Here is a 2,314-nt window from a genome sequence, read left to right on the forward strand (position 1 = left end):
ATTTGTCAACAAGTGTACCATTTTGTCTATTTATTCGCTAGCTAGGTACTAGCTCACGTTACCACCACAAATACGAGAGAGCCTCGCTTAGGAATTCGACGGCGGGGGTAAAATCAAATGCAGCAGAGCGTCGATTACTCGATCGCGCTCCATGGGCATAATATCTTTACCGTGCATCATCTCCTGCGTTAACTGGAAATATACCAGAGAGCCAATAAAAATCCGCGCCGTCGCATGAGGATCGGGCAATTTTAACTCTGGATGCAATGTTAAATATTCAGTCAGGCGATCGATACCCGGTTTAGCTAAGTTTCTCACAAAAGTCTGCGCTAGCTGGGGAAAACGCCCCGACTCCGCAATTACTAGCCTGACGAAATTGAGAAATTCGGGTTCGTGCGTCGCCTGATCCAATATAGTTGTGGCAATGAATCGCAGCGCTACGGCGGGTTCTTCATCCAGAACTGTAAAATGGACTTTTTTTCGCGCCAGCCACTGAACCAAGGCCGCGAACAATCCCTCTTTATCTTGAAAGTAGCTGTAAACCGTGGCTTTGGAAACTCCCCCCGTCTTGGCTACCTTGTCCATACTCGTACCCGCGTAGCCGTGGGTTAAAAATTCTTGCATCGCACCTTTGAGGATTTGCTCGCTTTTATCACCTAATGTTGCGTCTGGTTCGATTGGTTGAGTCCTGGCCATCTCTGGTTTCTGTAATTTTTGCTTGGGGTATTGACATCATTATACTGAACGGTTTAGTATTTCAATATAAACTAAACCGTTTAGTTTATATCTACCCAAATCATGAGGTGTGTCATGGTACACCGATTAACCGCAGAAAGCTTATCTTCCAATTCACCCTTAGTTAAACAACTCGTAGTTGTAGCAGCGCTAGCAACTCTAGCCGCAGGAGGAACTACTGGTTACACGATCTGGCGATCGCGCATTCCCGATCCCAACGCAGCCACCGCAGCAGCAGCCGTCGCAGCATCCCAATTAACCACAGTGACAGCTTTGGGGCGATTGGAACCTAGAGGAGAAGTGATTAAAGTTTCGGGATCTGGGGCGGCGGATGGAAACAGGATCGATCGACTCCTAGTCAAAGAAGGAGACAGAGTGAAAACAGGTGAAACGATCGCAATTTTGGACAGTCGCGATCGCCAGCAAGCAGCCTTTGACCAAGCTCAACAACAAGTGCGCGCCGCCAAGGCAAATCTCGCAAAAGTGAAAGCAGGAGCCAAAAACGGCGAAATTCAAGCCCAGAAAGCCAGTATTGCCCGCTTAAAAGCCGATCGCAGCAATGAAATCGCAGCGCAACAGGCGATCGTTGCTCGCTTAGAAGTCGATCGCAGCACCGAAATTACAGCCCAACAAGCCACCATTGCGCGCCTAAAAGCCGAACAGCAAGGGGAAATTCTCACCCAACAAGCAGCAATTGCTCGCATAGAAGCCGAACTCCGCAACGCTAGAAACGAACAGCGACGCTACTCGCAACTGTACCAACAAGGAGCAATTTCTGCCTCAACTAGCGACAGCAAAACCCTCGCCACCGAAACAGCCCAACAGCAACTCAACGAAGCAAAAGCCAAACTGAATCAAATTCAGCAATCCCGCCAGCAGCAGATTAACGAAGCGCAAGCCAAACTGAATCAAATTCAGCAATCTCGCCAGCAGCAGATTAACGAAGCGCAAGCGAAACTCAGCCAAATTCAGGAATCTCGCCAGCAGCAAATCGACGAAGCCGAAGCAAATCTCGATCGCATCGCCGAAGTGCGCCCCGTTGACATAGAAGCAGCCGCCGCCGAAGTTAGTTCCGCCCAAGCCGCCGCCAAACAAGCCAAAGCCAATCTAGCTCTAGCTTACATCCGCGCTCCCAGAGATGCTCAAGTCCTCAAAATTCACACGCATCCTGGGGAAAAAGTTGGAAACGACGGGATTGTCGAACTCGGACAAACTCGCGAAATGCTGGCGGTGGCTGAAATCTACCAAAGCGATGTGGACAAAGTACGGATTGGACAGCCAGCCACAATTACTAGCGATTCTTTCAAGGGCGAATTGCAGGGAAGTGTCGAATACATCGGTTTGCAGGTGCAGCGCCAAAACATTGTTAACACCGATCCTTCTGCCAATATTGATGCTCGAATTGTGGAAGTGAAAGTGCGTTTAGATGCAGCTTCCAGCCAAAAAGTAGCGGGCTTGACCAATTTGCAAGTCAAAGTTGCGATCGGCGGAAATTAAACATCAGTCAAATCCGCCTTAAATAGCATCTTCTCTTAAGTCTGCGGAGGCAGACATCGTTTGTCTAGAAGCGATTTCAATC

At 49.0% G+C, this 2,314-nt stretch carries 2 protein-coding genes; one reads left to right on the forward strand and one right to left on the reverse strand.

Going from position 1 to position 2,314, the window contains the following annotated elements:
• Positions 1–87 precede the first annotated feature (87 nt).
• Entirely contained in the window at positions 88–696 is a 609-nt protein-coding gene (locus QT974_RS22450; protein WP_333470636.1) for a TetR/AcrR family transcriptional regulator, read from the reverse strand.
• Between the two features lie 114 nt (positions 697–810).
• Here QT974_RS22450 and QT974_RS22455 point away from each other — a divergent pair, with 114 nt between their 5' ends.
• Positions 811–2,232, forward strand: a complete 1,422-nt coding sequence (locus tag QT974_RS22455; RefSeq protein ID WP_333470637.1) for an HlyD family efflux transporter periplasmic adaptor subunit — start codon at positions 811–813, stop codon at positions 2,230–2,232.
• Positions 2,233–2,314: the final 82 nt, after the last annotated feature.

Origin of the sequence: Microcoleus sp. BM001215392 (assembly GCF_036700185.1) — a bacterium.
GTDB lineage: Bacteria > Cyanobacteriota > Cyanobacteriia > Cyanobacteriales > Microcoleaceae > Microcoleus.